The 17,773-nt window shown below is 36.4% G+C and carries 17 protein-coding genes, 1 tRNA gene and 1 other RNA gene; 6 read left to right on the top strand and 13 right to left on the bottom strand.

Features of this window, described 5'->3' with window-relative positions; all coding sequences use genetic code 11:
- Positions 1-377 precede the first annotated feature (377 nt).
- The 8 genes from M998_RS14360 to dnaQ all read right to left on the bottom strand — a co-directional run bounded on the left by M998_RS14360 (position 378) and on the right by dnaQ (position 8,909).
- Positions 378-1,067: a fimbrial protein gene (locus tag M998_RS14360; RefSeq protein WP_068909468.1), complete on the bottom strand. Its 690-nt coding sequence runs from the start codon at positions 1,065-1,067 to the stop codon at positions 378-380.
- A 32-nt stretch (positions 1,068-1,099) separates the two neighbouring features.
- A complete protein-coding gene (locus M998_RS14355; RefSeq protein ID WP_265523935.1) occupies positions 1,100-2,686 on the bottom strand; it encodes a fimbrial adhesin EcpD family protein in 1,587 nt (528 codons plus the stop codon).
- A 34-nt stretch (positions 2,687-2,720) separates the two neighbouring features.
- The gene (locus M998_RS14350; protein ID WP_068909467.1) at positions 2,721-5,216 is read right to left on the bottom strand and encodes a TcfC E-set like domain-containing protein; all 2,496 of its coding nucleotides are present in this window, start codon (positions 5,214-5,216) and stop codon (positions 2,721-2,723) included.
- Between the two features lie 19 nt (positions 5,217-5,235).
- A complete protein-coding gene (locus M998_RS14345; RefSeq protein ID WP_068439678.1) occupies positions 5,236-5,919 on the bottom strand; it encodes an EcpB family pilus assembly chaperone in 684 nt (227 codons plus the stop codon).
- A gap of 97 nt (positions 5,920-6,016) precedes the next feature.
- Positions 6,017-6,628, bottom strand: coding sequence for a common pilus major fimbrillin subunit EcpA (gene ecpA, locus M998_RS14340; protein ID WP_068909465.1), 612 nt, complete (start codon positions 6,626-6,628; stop codon positions 6,017-6,019).
- Positions 6,629-6,797: 169 nt separating this feature from the next.
- A complete protein-coding gene (locus tag M998_RS14335) occupies positions 6,798-7,112 on the bottom strand; it encodes a helix-turn-helix domain-containing protein (RefSeq protein WP_068909463.1) in 315 nt (104 codons plus the stop codon).
- An 838-nt stretch (positions 7,113-7,950) separates the two neighbouring features.
- Positions 7,951-8,027, bottom strand: a tRNA-Asp gene (locus tag M998_RS14330).
- Positions 8,028-8,147: 120 nt separating this feature from the next.
- Positions 8,148-8,909 carry a DNA polymerase III subunit epsilon gene (dnaQ, locus tag M998_RS14325; protein WP_068439382.1) on the bottom strand — a complete coding sequence of 254 codons (762 nt, stop codon included), beginning with the start codon at positions 8,907-8,909 and terminating at the stop codon, positions 8,148-8,150.
- Positions 8,910-8,968: 59 nt separating this feature from the next.
- Between dnaQ and rnhA the strand changes: the two genes are divergently transcribed.
- Positions 8,969-9,439 (top strand): ribonuclease HI, encoded by a 471-nt coding sequence (gene rnhA / locus M998_RS14320; RefSeq protein WP_068439381.1) that lies wholly within the window; start codon positions 8,969-8,971, stop codon positions 9,437-9,439.
- 10 nt (positions 9,440-9,449) lie between these two features.
- On the opposite strand, the gene M998_RS14315 is transcribed toward rnhA, so the two are convergent.
- A complete protein-coding gene (locus M998_RS14315) occupies positions 9,450-10,178 on the bottom strand; it encodes a class I SAM-dependent methyltransferase (protein ID WP_068439378.1) in 729 nt (242 codons plus the stop codon).
- Positions 10,179-10,211: 33 nt separating this feature from the next.
- Here M998_RS14315 and gloB point away from each other — a divergent pair, with 33 nt between their 5' ends.
- The 4 genes from gloB to M998_RS14295 all read left to right on the top strand — a co-directional run bounded on the left by gloB (position 10,212) and on the right by M998_RS14295 (position 13,707).
- Entirely contained in the window at positions 10,212-10,967 is a 756-nt protein-coding gene (gene gloB, locus M998_RS14310; protein ID WP_068439376.1) for a hydroxyacylglutathione hydrolase, read from the top strand.
- A gap of 81 nt (positions 10,968-11,048) precedes the next feature.
- Positions 11,049-12,419 carry a murein transglycosylase D gene (gene mltD, locus M998_RS14305; RefSeq protein ID WP_068909462.1) on the top strand — a complete coding sequence of 457 codons (1,371 nt, stop codon included), beginning with the start codon at positions 11,049-11,051 and terminating at the stop codon, positions 12,417-12,419.
- Positions 12,420-13,064: 645 nt separating this feature from the next.
- Positions 13,065-13,433, top strand: a complete 369-nt coding sequence (gene tomB, locus M998_RS14300; RefSeq protein ID WP_068439372.1) for an Hha toxicity modulator TomB — start codon at positions 13,065-13,067, stop codon at positions 13,431-13,433.
- Positions 13,434-13,503: 70 nt separating this feature from the next.
- The gene (locus tag M998_RS14295; protein WP_068439370.1) at positions 13,504-13,707 is read left to right on the top strand and encodes an HHA domain-containing protein; all 204 of its coding nucleotides are present in this window, start codon (positions 13,504-13,506) and stop codon (positions 13,705-13,707) included.
- A 342-nt stretch (positions 13,708-14,049) separates the two neighbouring features.
- Here the strand turns inward: M998_RS14295 and ffs are convergent.
- Both ffs and M998_RS14285 read right to left on the bottom strand, forming a co-directional pair.
- An RNA gene (gene ffs / locus M998_RS14290) (signal recognition particle sRNA small type) lies at positions 14,050-14,146 on the bottom strand.
- A 203-nt stretch (positions 14,147-14,349) separates the two neighbouring features.
- The gene (locus tag M998_RS14285; RefSeq protein WP_068439368.1) at positions 14,350-14,808 is read right to left on the bottom strand and encodes a YbaY family lipoprotein; all 459 of its coding nucleotides are present in this window, start codon (positions 14,806-14,808) and stop codon (positions 14,350-14,352) included.
- Positions 14,809-15,128: 320 nt separating this feature from the next.
- Between M998_RS14285 and tesB the strand changes: the two genes are divergently transcribed.
- Positions 15,129-15,995, top strand: a complete 867-nt coding sequence (gene tesB, locus M998_RS14280) for an acyl-CoA thioesterase II (RefSeq protein ID WP_068909460.1) — start codon at positions 15,129-15,131, stop codon at positions 15,993-15,995.
- 114 nt (positions 15,996-16,109) lie between these two features.
- Here the strand turns inward: tesB and amtB are convergent, their stop codons facing one another.
- Together amtB and glnK are read right to left on the bottom strand one after the other, a co-directional pair.
- On the bottom strand, positions 16,110-17,393 hold the full coding sequence (gene amtB, locus M998_RS14275) for an ammonium transporter AmtB (protein WP_068439364.1): 1,284 nt from the start codon (positions 17,391-17,393) through the stop codon (positions 16,110-16,112).
- Between the two features lie 10 nt (positions 17,394-17,403).
- Positions 17,404-17,742, bottom strand: a complete 339-nt coding sequence (gene glnK, locus M998_RS14270; RefSeq protein WP_068909458.1) for a P-II family nitrogen regulator — start codon at positions 17,740-17,742, stop codon at positions 17,404-17,406.
- Positions 17,743-17,773 lie beyond the last annotated feature (31 nt).

Below are 17,773 nucleotides of genomic sequence, written 5' to 3'. Positions count from 1 at the left end.
CTATGGGTAGTAGAGTGAAACCAATACCCCCACAGAAGCTAGCGCAATTTTCTCCGTACGGCAATAATTTGCTACATTCATGGTGACAGAACGATAAAAATTTACGCTGCCACAAAGCTGAATCCATTCTATTGCGCAAAATATCCCTTAAGACGCCAGTTTTTGCGCAATTAACTGTCCTTATTAAACCTGAGTTCACGGTCTGGGATCAAGGTGATTTATGCTTCTTAGCTAATTAGCCGTGATATTAGTGATAATTGGCAAAGTTTTGTGTGAAAACGCAGCATGAATAACTGCGTCTTGTGCCTAGGGGCTATTGATATGAAAGTGTTTATTTGGAAGGACGTTAATATTTAGCAATGACTAAGAATAAATTACTATTCACAATTACCAATCGAATAATACTTATCAAAAATCACAATATATTTGCGACTTTTCTTTTTCAACTGAGCATGGCGATATTCTTGTTGTGGCAACAAGTAGAGCATTGAAGGCACTTCATCGTCATCATCAACTTGGCAACTATTATGAATGACCACTCTAAAATAGGTGTTACCAGTATTTTTTAGCACACCCTCGCTGGCGTTCATCTCATATTTAAAATCAATATTCTTCGGCCTAACCACAAAATAAGTTTCTAAACTCATTGTCGGATAAAACAACGGTTGTTTTTTCCTAGCATCATCATTTTGCATTTCCAGGGGCGTTTCACTAATGATGATTTTGTAATAACGTTCTTGATTATCATTTTTTCCACGATAAAAAATCTTAAAGAATTCCCGCTCTCCCGGTAATAATATTTTTTTTAATGGCGTGAAGATGATTTCACCCTCCGTGATAGGCTCACCGTGCTCCTTGCTTCCTGGTCTATCAATTTTATAAGCGCTAAAGTTATATAGGTTTGTCTTTTTAGTATCGTTAATATAAGACTTAGAAAAAAACGTTTTATCTGCTTCCATTGAGGAAATATCAGCATCAATATAAAGTGCATAAGCCTTACCATAAAGCGAAAACATCACCACAAACAGTAAGATTTTAAGCAAAAAATATAATTTTCTATCTCTCATTTTATTGTGCACTCTTACAAAAATTCATCTATCTATTGTATATCCGGACCAGTCCAAATTGCCTTCACTGCAACCGTTCCACTAGCAGACACTGTACCTAACCAATCAATACCATCAAGGGTAAACAATGAATTTGAATCATTCATCGGGAAACGTAAATCGAGGTTTGTGCGGTAAAAACGCCCTAAATCTTGATTCGGTTTATCCCACGGAGTTTCTTCCCATAATGCATTTTTTAACGATATTTCATTACTATCACAACTTGCTCGGTAGGAAGCTTCTGTACCATTCTCATTTTTAAAGGCCAGATAAGCAGAAAAAGGAACTTTAAATTTGTCATCATCAGAAGAGAACAAACAATAACTTTGCCCTTTTAGACTCACATTGGGGCCCTCTACTTTGGCAGTGATCGAATCTGCTTGTCGAGGTCCACTGGTTGTCACAATATAATTAAATTCAATTGGCGGCTCGCTGCTTCCCACTTTCCCTGTTTTAGATTGATTTGGATTAAAATCAGCTGGAATAATGCTAATTCCATAATCTCTCGGTTTTATTATTAGCGTATTTGATGGCGTAAACTCATAAAAGCCTGATTGTGGCACTGCTGTATTCGTAAATGAAAACGTAAAAAAGTCTTGGCTATTTGTGAAGTCGACACCCCGAGTGATTAACTGTTTTAAAAAAGTATTCGATAAAAAAATGGAAACATTCTTATTTGTCTTTTTAAAATAATAGTTTGCCGGATATGTTGTATTATAATAATACCAATTATTTGTCCCGTCATCGGGACCAATTAAAATTGTATTTGCGGCTGGCGTAAATGGAATTAATGTTGTATTTATCTTCAAGCTCAACCTGATATTGGCAAATATATCGCCACTAGTTTCATGATCAATCACTTGGCAAATAATTCCGTTCTGATTTGAAATAATACCAATACGACAAAACTGAGAACCGAGACCAATATTTGGATTTCCATTACTGTCGATAAATATTTCTTGTAATGCACCTGTTGATGTTAATTTAATATGCCCTGATTTAGTGATATTGAATTCATGCGAAGCAATAATATTGCCACCGACACTACGGCAAGACTCCCCTTTACTTGGGTCATAATCTGTTCTCGTCATACAGGCTCTATAACTATAAGTTTCCGCTGTTCCTACCGGTAATTTAAGGAAATATTGGTATGCTGAGTCACTAAATATTCCTCGAGCATAAGTAGATTCACCATTAAGATTACTTTGTACAATTTTATAGGCTCCATCTTTCTCTATATATCGGGCAGGCCAATAACCACTGTTATCACTACAATACCCACGCATACAACGGTTACCCGTAAATGGCCTATCTATTTGTGAATTCTCTAGCCAGATATCGACATTTTGATTGGCCTGAATACCGGTATTTACATATCCCATATATCCTAAACTAAGCTGTGAAGTTCCAGAGTAACGCGTATATTTATTCGAACCAGAAAAACGGGGATCCGTTGATCTTGGTGTAATAAAGAATTCATTATCAACATTATTTTCAACAAATACATAACTATTAGTCACAGTAGCAGCCGAAGCTGTCAGGCTTGTAAAACTATTTAAAATAGCGCAAGCAAAAAACATCAATAAAGTATTTTTTTTCATTAGGAATTTCTCATTATCTTTTAGCGACAGTTGATTGAGGGTCACAGGTAACATCGCCTACCCATAATGCGCCTCGTGCACCATCTAAATTTAAATCAGCTTCACAGATCGTTTTTTCATCTTCCTGTAAAAGCGAAATAACGGGATAACGTACATCGACATCCATTGAAAACTCACCATTATGATCTGTTTTAGTTCTACCAATATGGTTACGTATAGAAGCATATTTAATAAATTCACCTGTTGGCGATTTAAGACGACCAAATACCGTCACCAGCTGTCTCACTTCTGGCTGATAAATAGCAATATTACCGGGATACAACGTCACGGATTTATTTCGTCCTGACACAATGTCAAAACTGTCTTTTGATTTACCATCATTCATTAATTGAATGTCGTAATCAGAATATGGTGACAATGGAATAAATGTATTTTTTCCACTGATTGGATAATTTTGTCCGTTAACCTGTGCCACCATACTGCCATTGCCTTGAATATCAGAATTGATAATAATTCCGGCTTTTCCTTGCTGCCCACTTGGAGTTATTTTCCCTCCCCCATAAGCAACAGAGCCTCGTGACGTCAGGTTTCCGTTTATACGATCGCTATCCGGTCGGTTTATCGTGACAGTCCCTGAATTATATTTCATGTCATAGGATGCATAAGCTAATGTAGAAAAGTCAGACTCCCCGTTATTTTTATCGCGAACTAATTTAGAAACAGATACCCCTGCGTTAGTGATCACTGAATCTTCAAAACTCTTATTTGCATAAATATTCGCTTTTATATTGCCATTTGTTGATGAAACTCCAGTGCTAAGCCATGTGGATAATGGCAACGAAAAATCAAGGTTAATATATTTCTCATTGGTGCTACTTTGATTATCGTAATGATAGCGTTGTACACCCGTTCTCAACCCAATGGTGCCATAACGACCTGAAAATAAGGTATTTGCATATTCATAGTTAATGGAATCACTTCCTATGCGGCGATCCTTTGTATTACTGATAGTAAAACTGCCTGTTCTATCAATAATTTTATCGAAATTAAATGTGCCCCCATAGGAATAACTGTCAGCATCATAAAGTGGCAAATCGCCTTTTATTATAGTTTTTTCTTTTGATGCCCAAATTGCCCCATAGCCTTCAGGTATATTGACTGAAATAGTACCGATATTTCGATGGCTGCCATGATTTTCAATCATCCCTTGCCAAGACAAAGAAACATACTCGTTGACAGATAAATTCACACTAGTTTCATTTACCAAATACTTATCAAAACCATAATTAGACATGGTTAAATTAAGCCCAGATAATACTGGAAATCCTTTCGCCAACGAGCCTCCTAATAAATAGCTTTTACTTGGTGTTTGGCTATGTGAATCATCGCCTCTAACATAATTTTTTTTATCAAAATCAACATAACCACCATATATTTCCCAATTTACTTTATCGGAGTTGGCCGTCATCGCACCAAATGATTTATTAATTGTTTGGTTTTGAGTTGTGACAACTTTGCCATCAACGACCGTTTCAATCGTGACATCATAAATACCAAAAGGCAGTATGCTGGTATCAACCTCATAATTTCCCATAGGAAAATTTTGGATATTTAATAGCTTCCCTTGCCGATAAATCCGCACTTCTCCGGGACTATTCAAAAATGCATAAATAGGTGTCAATGAATATTGTTTATTGACGACAACACTTGACGAATTATTACCAATAGAAGCTGCATAAATTTTGCTACTACTGAGGGTAGTTAAACTCGCAATTGACTGTAAATTCCATGTACTCATTAAACCTATCGCAAAGCGAAAACCATTAAAATCACGCTCATACATTGCACGGTAAAGGTCAACACTGGAATTTGATTTTCCAATGCTATATGCCGATGCATTAATATTTAAATGGTGCTCTGCCGCAGCAAAAAGTGCATCCAAATTAAAATAACTACTGGATGAGTTTTTACTGTTCTTAACTTGGCTTTGAAATACACCTAAGTCATAATTTGCAACAGCTGAAATAGCATTAACCGAAGAATCACCTAAAGCAAATTGCCTCGTACGTTCTTTCGGTGAAAAAGCTTCTTTATCAACATCTAAAGATAAATTAAATGATGATATATTCAGTTTTAATGTCGAGTTACCATCGATCATGATGCCATTATTTTCATTAAAAAACGTATCTTGCTTATGTTCTATTTTTTCAATTAATACATTACTTAATTGAGGTCCTTGATTACTATCAATAAGGTGTATATTTGCAAGCTTAATTCTTCCTTGATCGATAATAATAATGGCATCCGCTATTTTATCTTCACTTTGATTCTGCTGTGACTCATTGTTTAATCGTAAGAATACCGGTACTGACATACCCTCTTCTAATGCCACCACAAAAGCAGGAGGGATTACATACCCTCCAATTTTAATACTTTTTAATTCTTTAGCATTAATGGCATTTGAAAAAATAACACTCATGATTGATAGTGCAATAACATTCTTACGCATATTTAAAGTCCATTCCTAATTATTTGACAACAATGAACTCCCCTTGATGCCAAATACCAACGCTTGATTTTTTATTATTAAGATCAACGAGTTTTAGTGTTACTGCTAAGTTAGGCATAAGGTAATAACGCTCACGACAAATACCATCAACACCCTCTTTTTGTTTCGCAATTAAGCAAGGCCCAGAAGCCACGACACGAAAAGAACTATTACCTAGATTTGAAACAACAAAGTCACTGTATTTATAATTAAATTTTTCTATTCTAGGTGTTACGACTAAAATAGTACTAATTGTCGCAGACGTAGTAGCCGAAGCCGATTTAGAACTTTGAGTAACTCCACTTTCACCAATAGGATCATCTTTCCAATTTAACCGATAATAACGTTCCTTATCATCTTTAGGACCTTGATAGATAATTTTAAAAACGTCCTTAGCATTACCCGGTAAAATTAAATTTGCCGGCGTCGATAATATTTCATTAGGATCGTTAACTGAAATAACTTTCCCACCATCTAAAGGTGAATCAATTTTTTCAATACTAAGATTAACTAACCTTGCTGTATTAACGGTATTTTCAATTTCTTTGGCTAATGTCTCTTCATTTGAAGATATAATCTCAGTAATATTCCCGACATTAACTGCTAGACTATTTTTAATTGGTAATAAAAATAATAAAACAGTAATAATTACTATTCTTTTCATAGGCATAAACTTCATAAATAGAATGACGATAAAGATACTATGTCCTTATATTATCTTTATCGTGATATTAAATAGTTACTTAAAAATCAAAAATAACTTATGGTGTAACAGGGGTGAAAGTGCCATCCCAAGTTGCAGTAAATTGCACTTTTACATCACCGTCCCAAACACCATCGGCTAAAGAATTAAAATCAGCAGAAGCACCTGCAGATTCAGCACTTGCAATAACAAAGGTGAATTCACCACGGTCTGTTGCACGGTCTGCGCTGTTATAAATACCATCAGCGGCTAAATTATCTAAACCTGAAGTTAAACCTTTAGAAGTATCAATTAATACAGTATCAGTTGTATTATTTAAATCTTCACCATTCCATTTAACACCAACGGTTAATTTAGAGTCATCAGTCGTTCTTGCTAATGTGTTTGCAATAACTTTAGATGCTAATTTAAAATCAGTTGCGCCAGCTTGCCCTTGAATAGCAATATCAAATGCGCCATTTTGTTGGTTAAAGCTTTTTTGACCTTCCGCATAATTAAATGTCAGGCTTTTTAATGGTGTAACAACTAGCATACTCGTAGTATCTTTAATTGCAGTCGCTTGCCATGTTGCGGTAGCTTGCGCTGTACGCGTCTCTGCATTTGCAATTGAAGTAAAAGAAGCAGCAATGATTGTAGACAACAATACCGATGTCATTTTTTTATTAAACATATTATTCTCTCTATTAATATTCATCATACAAAAATAATTACATAATATAAAAAACACTTTTAACTGTGTTTTTTATAAAAGATAATCGCCATCCATAGCTTTAATAGCCATAATTTAATTGGATTTATTATTTTTCATTAAAATAACATTAAAAACTTAATTTAGGTTATTACTTAATAATACTCTCTGTCAAATACTTACTTAATGAGTAATTATTAACGGGCTCTTTTTTATTTATTAACTTCTTTTCACACTCAATTTCAATTTCAATAGCCTGGATTAACTCCGCCCACGATTTATCTAAGGAAATTAATAGCAGGCTTAGCTGATCTAAAGTTAAAGATGTCCTCCCGGTTTCATATCGAGATATTTGTTGCTGACTAATATGCATTAATTTAGCTAATTGCTTACCTGTCATGTCTTTTTCTTTTCTTGCTTTTCGCAAGAATTTTCCTGCATAACAACTGATTGAATTATATTCCATAAACATATTTCCAATAGTGAATTGAATCTTTATTTATTATTTATTTACATGTCGTAATGTGTAGTAATGATATAGGGAGATAAAAATAAGAGTAAAATGTTTATACCATTCAAAATAAGTATTTTGATAGATTTTAACTATTGAGATGAGATTGTCAGTTGTTAATTGCTATTTCAGTACAGTAAAAACACGCAATAAGAGTAGTTTGTTTATTGGTAAGTATGTGATAAATCAATTGATTTTAAATGTAAAATATTGTTTTATATATGTTAAAAATTAGTATTTTATAATTTAGCTTATATGTATTTATATTAAAAAAACACACTTAACATCATCTATACTTTCAATTTGTTACATATTCAAATATTTTGAATTATTTAAAAAATCATTTAACTCACAATACGCGTAATAAGACTTTTTATCTAGATGAATAGGATTTAATAGTATTAAGATCGGGTGGGTTATTCTTTTTCCATGTAAATCAATAAATTAAAATATTGATTTAAGATGTTATAAGTAACCAATAATATGATTATAGATAATGTTATTACCTGATGTAATTATTTATCTATTCTATTGATAGCTTGTTTAAGTAAATCGGCGAATAAGCCATAAAAATGGGCTAATTCTGCTGATTGAATAAACACCACAATTAAACCTCGTTAGCGTTAATGTACTTTAGGTAATGAACTTCATACTAAAAACTGGATAGTGCTTTAGAAAAGTGAGATTAAACTGGAAGTTACACAGATAGGAATATATGTGAGTAGATATGTGATATTTATTTATATTAGAAATGCAGAAAGCCCCGAGTCATAGACTCAGGGCTTTCAATGTTTGGCGGAACGGACGGGACTCGAACCCGCGACCCCCTGCGTGACAGGCAGGTATTCTAACCAACTGAACTACCGCTCCGTGTGTTCCCTAGTGGGAACGCCATGCATATTACGAACACTTGATGTTTCAGTCAACACTTTTTCTTGATAAATCGCGCAGTTGAGCAGTTTTTAGCCTTGATAGTGAATTATCTACTCGCTAATGAAGGTTTTCTTCTTCATCTATAGATTGACGCCATAAACAGGGCTTCCCCCCTTTTTTATCAACAATATCTAAGCGGGCTTCATGTGCTACTATTTCTTCATCAGAAGCGTAAACAACTGTTAGGCCATTCGTAGGACGTGAAACTCTAAGTATCTCTTGCTCAGATTGCGAATTTGACGATTCCGAGTCCATCGAAAATGAAAGCGTAGTTTGCCCACCCGTCATGGCTAGATATACGTCAGATAAAATCTCAGCATCGAGTAAAGCGCCGTGCAATGACCGCTTAGAATTATCGATTAAATAACGATCACATAGTGCATCCAAGTTATTGCGTTTACCGGGAAATATTTTACGCGCTAAAACTAAGCTATCAGTGACGGTACAAAAGTCTGTAGTCGGTGGGATCCCTTTATTGAGCTTACGAAATTCATGATCCATAAACCCAATATCAAAGGGGGCATTATGAATAACCAATTCAGCGCCACGAATAAATTCGATAAATTCATCGGCAATATCGGCAAATATGGGCTTATCCTGCAAAAATTCATCGCTAATACCATGAATTTCAAATGCTTCAGGATCAACTAATCGGTCTGGTTTAACATAAACATGAAAATTACGCCCTGTTAGGCGACGATTAATCACCTCAACAGCACCAATTTCTATAATGTTATGGCCTTCATAGTGAACACCCAGCTTATTCATACCTGTGGTTTCAGTATCAAGGACAATTTGTCTTGTTATCGCCGTGCTCATCATCTTTTTTTGTGTCACACTATGATTAATAATTTATGAATAAGTAGAGTTTACCAGAAATGACAAAGCAGGTAGAAATTTTCACTGACGGTTCTTGTTTGGGCAACCCAGGACCTGGTGGTTATGGCGTCGTTCTTCGTTATCAACAGCATGAAAAAACACTCAGTGACGGTTTTTTTCTGACCACAAATAACCGTATGGAGCTTCTTGGCGCCATTGTCGCACTCGAATCTTTAAGCAGACCCTGTGATATTATTTTAACGACCGATAGCCAATATGTTCGCCAAGGGATTACTCAATGGATCCACAATTGGAAGCGTAGGCAATGGCGAAAAGCCGATAAATCCCCCGTGGTAAATGTCGATTTATGGAAGCGGCTTGATGAGGCTATTGTGGGTCATACTATTGATTGGCGTTGGGTAAAAGGCCATGCAGGCCATCCTGAAAATGAAAAATGCGATGAACTTGCACGTTTAGCGGCGTCTTCACCAACAAAAGAAGATACAGGCTACCAGCCAGCACAAGAATAAATAAATATCTTTACTTCATAACATGATCGCCCTTACTTATCTCTTTCGCCGCCCCTAATGCTGAGCCAATTTTTAGTTTTGGCTGTTTAAACTTTAACGGGGTTGGCGTAAGAGGGTATGTGCGTTTTCTGGCGACAATCACACTAAGAACACCGATTCCGCCCATATTTTTATTGATCCGTTTATCTGCCCCCATCCAAGGAATAACTTGGCAATTTCGGTGATATAACACCTCATAATTAAGTAAACTCAGCCAATCAAATACTCTGACCGAAGGAAAAAAACGGCTACAGTACGGTTGTTGTTTTCTTAAGATAGGGACTAATTTTGCTATTCCCGCTAAGCTAAATGGATTAAAACCAGAAATAATTAACCAGCCGTCATCCATCAATACTCGATCAATTTCTCGCATGACCCAATGAGGATCGTGACTATAAGCCAAACAATGGGACATCAAACAAGCATCAATCGATTTAGCCAAAAATGGTAATGCAGCAGGTTCTGCAATGAGATTAAAACGAGGATCGTTATTTCCGACATTAAATTGATGAGAGATCATACATTCTTTAGTCTGGATTTCAGTGCTCAAATGCCCTAACTTAAGCAGGTGAAATCCAAACATTTTCGGCCACCATGGACGAAGTTGGTTTTCCAACGCTTGACGGTATTGTTCACCAAAAGGGATATCTGACCAACTAACGGGCATTTGGAATTTTTTCTCAATACGCGCAGGCTTCATGAAATTCCCCTTAATTAATGTGTCGAGGTCATTATGGAGTTAGTACGAGTACCCGCTTTAAACGATAATTACATCTGGATCCTCGTTGATAACCAACATCAGTGTATCATCGTTGACCCCGCGGAGGCAGAGCCTGTCCTTGAAATAATTAACTTAAAACAGCTAACCCCTGTCGCCATCTTATTAACTCATCACCATAATGATCATACCGATGGCGTGAAAGGTATTTTAAATTCATACCCTAAGTTACCTGTTTTTGGCTCAAAAGAAACGAGATCAAAAGGAGCCACGGAGCTGGTCAATGAAGGGGATTCCGTGGTAATTAATCAATTTAACTTTAAAGTTATCGCGCTACCAGGACACACTTCCGAGCATATAGGCTTCTACCAAGCCCCTTATTTATTTTGCGGCGATACTCTATTTTCTGCTGGCTGCGGCCGTATTTTTGAAGGCACGCCAGAGCAAATGTTTCAATCTATCCAAAAAATTGCCGCCCTTCCCGACGAGACATTAATCTGCTGCGCTCATGAATATACCTTATCAAACTTAAATTTTGCGCATCATATTTGGCCAGAAAATACCGCTATATTGCAATATTTAGAAAAAGTAACAGCTGCAAGGGACAAACAACAACCTACCGTTCCTAGTCTATTGAAAAATGAAAGAAATATTAATATTTTTCTTCAATGTGGTAACCCAGAATTACAACATAAGCTTAATATAAGTATTCCAAATCCACCACTAAGAGCCGTTTTTACCCTGCTACGTCAATTAAAAGACCAATATTGAAGTTTAATGATTGTCATCTGCGAGTAGGATAAGTATTATTGTTCGACTTTTAAACATAATGATTAAGAATAATTGAAAACAATGAAGATAATAGCGACGCTTATCGCCATTGTTCTGCTGGCTGGATGCCAAACAGCCCCTAAAAAAATTAAGCAGAACAAATCTTCAGCCAATCATACTGTCGAAACTATTGCGTCACATAACCAGGCCGCAAGTAGACAACTTCCAAAAGTCGATTATGACCTTTGGGGTTATATCAGTGATGAGCTGAAAATGGATGTTCCCGATAACCCTAATATTAGGGAACTGGCAAACGGTTACTCAACAAAACAAAGTTTTATCTATGATGTAACTGTAAGGGCTGAACCTTATATGTACCTCATTGTAGATGAAATTAAAGAACGTAATTTACCGATGGAATTAGCATTAATTCCTATTATAGAAAGTTCATTTAATCCGAAAGCGACTTCCCCCGCACAAGCTGCTGGGCTTTGGCAAATTGTCCCTATTACTGCTCGCTCTTATGGATTGAAGCAAAACCAATGGGTTGATGAACGCCGCGATGTACTTACCTCGACGAAAGCCGCTTTCGATTTACTTGAAAACCTAAATGTGATGTTTGGCCATGACTGGGAACTGACCTTAGCTGCATATAATTGTGGTGAAGGGTGTGTCATGAATGCCATTAAAAAGAATGAAGCCGCAGGTTTGCCAACTGATTTTTGGTCATTATCTTTACCTAAAGAAACCAAACAATATGTCCCAAAAATTTTAGCGCTTAGTCAAGTATTAAGGGCACCTGAACAATACCAAGTGACACTTCCAACAAGTAATAAGAATAGAGCATTAACTCAAGTTGATGTTGGCCAGCAAATTACCTTAACTCAAGCTGCTGAATTATCGGGACTAACCGAGGAATCGATTAAAACCTATAATTCTGGATATAAACGTGGTGTAACCTCACCTGATGGTCCGCATTATATTTTATTACCAACTGCCAAAGCTGAGCAATTGAAGGTTTCGTTATCTGATCAAGATGTATTGAACAATATCCGCCTTGCCGTAGCTCAAAACCAACAAGTTAAAACAAAACAATCAACCGCTATTTCGAGCGCTCGCCAAAAACAAGCTAAAATCGCCAGCTATAAAGTACGTAAAGGTGAGTCAGTCGCCAGTATTGCCAAAAAATTCAATACTACAGCTAAAAATATTCAACAGCTAAATGGGCTTAAAACGAGTAGTATCATTAAGCCTGGTCAAACATTGAAAGTTTCAGCAACAAAAACGACAGCGACTAACAGTAAGATTAGAACCTATAAAGTCAGAAAAGGTGATTCTTATTACAGTATTGCTAAGCGTCATGGGATCAAACTGAATGACCTAATGAATTGGAATTCAGGTGTCAAAATGGCAGATCTAAAGCCAGGAGTTACCCTCAACTTATCCCTTTAGTCTTCGCTAAAGGAAAGATGAGAAAACCGTCAATAATAAAGCCCGATGAGCGTGTGATATATCGCGATTCGGGTGTTAACTTTTATATGCTCCTATGCCATAAATTCGTAATTTAAAGTATGATGCTTAGCAATTTTTCATTATTAATGTTTAATTGTTTTTATCCTATTCCATTATTGTAAATACATTATTTAAAAATGCTGAAATTCCTATATAAAGAATATGTCTTTTATAACATCTTTTGTTCACTTAACTAATATCATTTGTACTAGAATGAATAATCAGATTAAATGATATTAAATTTTTGATAAAATTAAGCTTAACCAATATCAAAATCATAAGCGGCTCCACCATCTACTACTCAAACAGAAAAAAGTAGTTGTTATGTGGTGACTTATGTAATAATAGTGCTATTATTATCAACACTACGAAAGCAGTTCGAACTGCCAGTCCGTATTCGAATATTAGTTATGTAACCATTGATAATCTTAAAAAGTTCACCTAATTAGTAATAATCTTATATTTATCAATATATTAAATACTCACATTTATATTGAACTTAGGTACTTTTATTTAGTTAACATTACACTATTATTGATATAAAAATACACACAGCAAAGGTCAGATTCGCCTGCGGAGGTGATTATGGATGAATATTCACCCAAAAAACATGATATAGCAGAGTTAAAGTATTTATGTAACAGTCTGAATCGAGACGCAATTTTAAGTTTACAAAAAACGAATACACACTGGATAAATGATCTCAGCTCACAACAAAGTGCCAATCTCAATGAACTTATCGAGCATATTGCTGCTTTTGTTTGGCGATTTAAAATTAAATATCCAAAAGAGAATCTCGTTATATCATTAGTTGAAGAGTATCTTGACGAGACCTATGACTTATTCGGTAGCCCTGTAATAACGCTTAGTGAGATTATTGACTGGGAAAGCATGAACCAAAATCTTGTCTCTGTTCTGGAAGATGATTTAAAATGTCTGACCAGTAAAACGTAAAGATATTATTTACCTTTAAGCAAACTATAACATAGTATGTTATAAATTTTTTCATAAAAGAAAGGGTGTTATGACCAAATTTGATTATCTAATGCGTTTAAGAAAATGCACAACAATTGAAACACTTGAGCGTGTCATTGAAAAAAATAAGTACGAGCTCTCTGAAGATGAGCTGGAGTTATTTTACTCAGCTGCTGATCATCGCCTAGCTGAGCTGACAATGAATAAACTTTACGACAAGATACCACCATCTGTTTGGAAGTTTGTTAGATAATATCTTATTAACACGCACAGATAGTAACTGGTTATAGCCGATAACATTTCTTATCGGCTCGACTTTTATTTTATTATTTCAATTTAAGCATTATAGAATGCTTAACCTACCGCGCCTAATTTTCATTCCATCTGCTTTTATATAAATAAATCCTTTAAATTTAACATTCAGTGTATTGCCAATTTTTGGGTTTTAATTATAAATAAAACTCGATTATTTTAGTTCTAATGATTAAATATGATAAAAATTCATATATTTATTTTAAATAAATCGAAATTTCACATCAGAAAGTAAGCAATGGCAAATAAAGAGATAAGAGAAGGGTTTTAATTTGGGTGGGAGCCCTGCCAGCGACATCCCGGCACACACGACCCCTGCCATGGCTGCTTCCTTCCGGACCTGACCAAGTTAACAAGTTAGCGTTGCGGGAGAACCAACAGAGCCCCCATTGAGTGCTTCTTTCAAAGCAGGGGCATTATGCTTGATAGACAGTAAAATAGCAAGGAAGCCGCTACTAAGTGCTGTTTTATTACGCAGATAATCCTAGAGGCTGATCATTTTTACATTAGAGGATTAAAATATATGCACTGCCTGTCAACGAGACTAATAACGTATAACGAACGAGAGATGAGTAATAAACAACTAGTTAGCAGGAACCACTAATACATCAACGTCCTTAGTTACTCCGTTATTAATAACTTCAATGACAGTATTTGAGATATACAGCAACTTCCCTTCCGAGTGAATGGAGGCACTTATTGTAATCTTAGCATCTGGGCGAATTTCATTTTTATGATACGTTAACACAAATGGAATAAAGGGCTGATTCCCCTGTGAGTCATAATATTTCTGCGATAAAACTAGCGCCGGCAGATCCATCATTGATGTATCCGCTAATGTAACGGTGATTTTCGCATTTTCAGGCAAAGCAGCATCCTGCATGATGATAACTTTACCATCAATTCTCCCCGAATCTATCTTCTGATTATTGTGTTCACTTTTAGTACGCAGTGTTCTCTCATTTGGTTTTGTTGCATTACCTTCACAACCAACTAAGAAAAACAGAATTAAAAAGCCAACTATGTAGCGGCATAAAACCATATAATTACCTATAAAACAAAAGCTTATATTAAAGCCCTCATTGTTTTTTATTAATATGCACATTTTCATGCATGAATAAAAAGTATAGCTAATATAATCATATTAATAAAATATTATTTCAAATTGTAATAATTAGTAAGCGTCAATTTTTCCATACAGGCTTTACATCCAAAAACTATCGATATCCAATCATTAAATTACATATCAATATTGGCAATACAGCCCATAAATAATGATGGGGGACAGTATACCTACCTATTTTCCTTAAATAATGGGAAAATAAACGTATCTAATATTTTTTAATTATCCTTAAGGTCACTATGAGCCCAGAATTACAAAATTTAATCCGACTAATTGAACTCGAAAAGATTGAAGAAGGTATTTTTCGGGGACAAAGTGAAGATCTTGGTTTACCTCAAGTTTTTGGCGGTCAAGTTGTAGGCCAGGCCATGTATGCCGCAGAGCAAACCACCCCTGAAGATCGGTTTATTACCTCTTTCCATAGCTATTTTTTACGTCCCGGCGACAGTATGAGACCCATTATTTATGATGTCGAAAACCTACGAGACGGCGGCAGTTTTAGTACCCGACGAGTCAGTGCAATTCAAAATGGTAAGCCTATCTTTTTTATGACCGCGTCATTCCAAACACAGGAAGAAGGCTTTAACCATCAAAACCTCATGCCTGATGTACCCGGCCCATCTCAATTAATTTCGCAAGACGACATCATTCAACGCTTTGCGGATAAATTGCCAGAGGCGGTAAAAAAATACGCATTACGACCAACACCATTTGAATTTCGTCCTATCGAATTCTATAGTCCATTTGATAGTGCACCTCAAGAACCATTTCGCTATATTTGGTTTAAAGCTAAAGGGGAACTTCCAGATATCCCTTCCTTACATCATTATTTATTAGGTTATGCATCCGATTACAATTTCTTGCCAGCAGCCTTACAACCACATGGTCGAGGTTTTATGGAGCGAGATCTACAAGTTGCCACTATCGATCACTCCATGTGGTTCCATCGTCCATTTAAATTAGATGATTGGCTACTTTATGCCGTTGAAAGCCCTTCGGCATCAGGAGGAAGAGGATTTGTTAAAGGCCAAATTTATAATCCGTCAGGGGATTTAGTGGCAACGACAGTGCAAGAGGGTGTAATCCGAAAGAGAAAGCCTCGTTAGTCGTAAATAAAGATAATAAGTAAGTAATTACTTACATGATAAAAGTGATGGTAGCACAATCGCTACCATCACTTTTATAGAGCATCAATTGCATCATCGTGAATATAGCGAGACTTAATTGTATGCACTCTCACCATGGGAAGTAATATCTAGCCCTTCCCGTTCTTGTTCTACACCAATACGTAATCCTGAAGTTTTATCGGCAATGGTAAATGCAATATAAGCCACTATAGCGGTCCAAATAACACAAACTAAAATACTAAATGCTTGTATGCCAACTTGTTTCATCATCGTCACACCATCTGCATAGCCACTTCCTCCTAGTGCTGTCGCAGTAAAGACCCCCGTAAGCAAGCAACCGACAATTCCACAAACACCATGAACACCAAATACGTCACATACATCGTCAACTTTCAGCCAACGTTTTAAAATGACGACTCCCCATAACCCTGCCATGCCGGAAAATACACCAATAATAAGTGCACCACCAATACCAACTGTTCCTGCGGCAGGTGTTATGCCGACTAATCCTGCCAAGCAGCCTGAACAAGCACCCAATAATGAAGGCTTATCTCGGAAAATCCACTCGGCAAATGTCCATGATAGTATTGCACCAGATGCGGCAGCAACGGTATTAACAAAGGCCAACGCAGCAATACCATTTGCACTGCCTGCTGAACCCGCATTAAAACCAAACCAACCAATGAATAGAATTGACGTCCCCATAAATACCATAGGCAGATTATGAGGCTTAATGGCTTCTTTGCCCAAACCTGTACGTTTACCGAGTAAGTAAGCACCAACTAAACCAGCGACTGCAGCATTAATATGCACAACTGTACCACCAGCAAAATCGAGGGCGCCATCTTGTGCTAACAACCCGCCCCCCCAAACCATATGAGCCATCGGTAAATAAGCAAAAGTTGTCCAAATAAGGGTAAAAATCAATATTGCTGAAAATTTAATGCGTTCTCCTAATGCCCCTACGATAAGTGCAACCGTCAAGCAGGCAAATGCGCCTTGAAAAGCGACATGCACAAATTGAGGAATGGTTGCCGATAAACTATCAACCGTAATACCTTTCAACATAAATTGGTCAAAACCACCAAAGAGACTATTCCCCTCACTAAATGCGAGGCTGTAGCCATAAACAATCCAAATAACCGAAACAAGTGCAAGTATGACCGTAGTTTGAGCCATCAATGAAAGTACATTTTTACTTCTAAGCAACCCGCCATAAAATAATGCAATACCCGGTACTATCATGAATAAAACCAATGCAGTACAAATCATCATAAATGCATTATCCGCTTTATCGAGACTTTCCCCAGAAGCAAGCACATTGATTGGAAAACTACCTAGTATTAGCAAATATAAGTATTGGAACCATCTACCCATAATTATTCTCCTAAAGTGCTTCATCTTGTTTTTCACCCGTACGAATACGTATGGCTTGCTCAAGCTGTAAGACAAATATTTTGCCGTCCCCTACTTGCCCTGTATTTGCCGTTTTTTCTATCGATTCAATAACATCCTCGACAAGTTCATCAGGTACTGCAATCTCCATTTTCACTTTAGGTAAGAAATCTACGGTATATTCAGCGCCACGGTATAACTCAGCATGGCCTTTTTGACGACCAAAACCCCGCACTTCTGTTATTGTAAGCCCCTGTATTCCGATATCAGAAAGCGCTTCTCTAACCTCATCTAATTTAAAAGGCTTAATGATTGCGATGATATATTTCATTTCCCCTCCAATAACTGCTGTGCTTAATAAA

Source organism: Providencia heimbachae ATCC 35613 (assembly GCF_001655055.1).
In the GTDB taxonomy this organism is placed as follows: Bacteria; Pseudomonadota; Gammaproteobacteria; order Enterobacterales; family Enterobacteriaceae; genus Providencia; species Providencia heimbachae.
The sequence above is the reverse complement of the archived record's forward strand: the minus strand, read 5'-3'. Positions and strand labels throughout refer to the sequence as shown.

What these genes read in the sequence shown, in the direction of transcription:
- M998_RS14360 (WP_068909468.1), bottom strand. Translation starts at nt 1,067, where the DNA reads ATGAGAGATAGAAAATTATATTTTTTGCTTAAAATCTTACTGTTTGTG.
- M998_RS14355 (WP_265523935.1), bottom strand. Translation starts at nt 2,686, where the DNA reads ATGTTTTTTGCTTGCGCTATTTTAAATAGTTTTACAAGCCTGACAGCT.
- M998_RS14350 (WP_068909467.1), bottom strand. Translation starts at nt 5,216, where the DNA reads ATGCGTAAGAATGTTATTGCACTATCAATCATGAGTGTTATTTTTTCA.
- M998_RS14345 (WP_068439678.1), bottom strand. Translation starts at nt 5,919, where the DNA reads ATGAAAAGAATAGTAATTATTACTGTTTTATTATTTTTATTACCAATT.
- ecpA (WP_068909465.1), bottom strand. Translation starts at nt 6,628, where the DNA reads ATGTTTAATAAAAAAATGACATCGGTATTGTTGTCTACAATCATTGCT.
- M998_RS14335 (WP_068909463.1), bottom strand. Translation starts at nt 7,112, where the DNA reads ATGGAATATAATTCAATCAGTTGTTATGCAGGAAAATTCTTGCGAAAA.
- dnaQ (WP_068439382.1), bottom strand. Translation starts at nt 8,909, where the DNA reads ATGAGCACGGCGATAACAAGACAAATTGTCCTTGATACTGAAACCACA.
- rnhA (WP_068439381.1), top strand. Translation starts at nt 8,969, where the DNA reads ATGACAAAGCAGGTAGAAATTTTCACTGACGGTTCTTGTTTGGGCAAC.
- M998_RS14315 (WP_068439378.1), bottom strand. Translation starts at nt 10,178, where the DNA reads ATGAAGCCTGCGCGTATTGAGAAAAAATTCCAAATGCCCGTTAGTTGG.
- gloB (WP_068439376.1), top strand. Translation starts at nt 10,212, where the DNA reads ATGGAGTTAGTACGAGTACCCGCTTTAAACGATAATTACATCTGGATC.
- mltD (WP_068909462.1), top strand. Translation starts at nt 11,049, where the DNA reads ATGAAGATAATAGCGACGCTTATCGCCATTGTTCTGCTGGCTGGATGC.
- tomB (WP_068439372.1), top strand. Translation starts at nt 13,065, where the DNA reads ATGGATGAATATTCACCCAAAAAACATGATATAGCAGAGTTAAAGTAT.
- M998_RS14295 (WP_068439370.1), top strand. Translation starts at nt 13,504, where the DNA reads ATGACCAAATTTGATTATCTAATGCGTTTAAGAAAATGCACAACAATT.
- M998_RS14285 (WP_068439368.1), bottom strand. Translation starts at nt 14,808, where the DNA reads ATGGTTTTATGCCGCTACATAGTTGGCTTTTTAATTCTGTTTTTCTTA.
- tesB (WP_068909460.1), top strand. Translation starts at nt 15,129, where the DNA reads ATGAGCCCAGAATTACAAAATTTAATCCGACTAATTGAACTCGAAAAG.
- amtB (WP_068439364.1), bottom strand. Translation starts at nt 17,393, where the DNA reads ATGGGTAGATGGTTCCAATACTTATATTTGCTAATACTAGGTAGTTTT.
- glnK (WP_068909458.1), bottom strand. Translation starts at nt 17,742, where the DNA reads ATGAAATATATCATCGCAATCATTAAGCCTTTTAAATTAGATGAGGTT.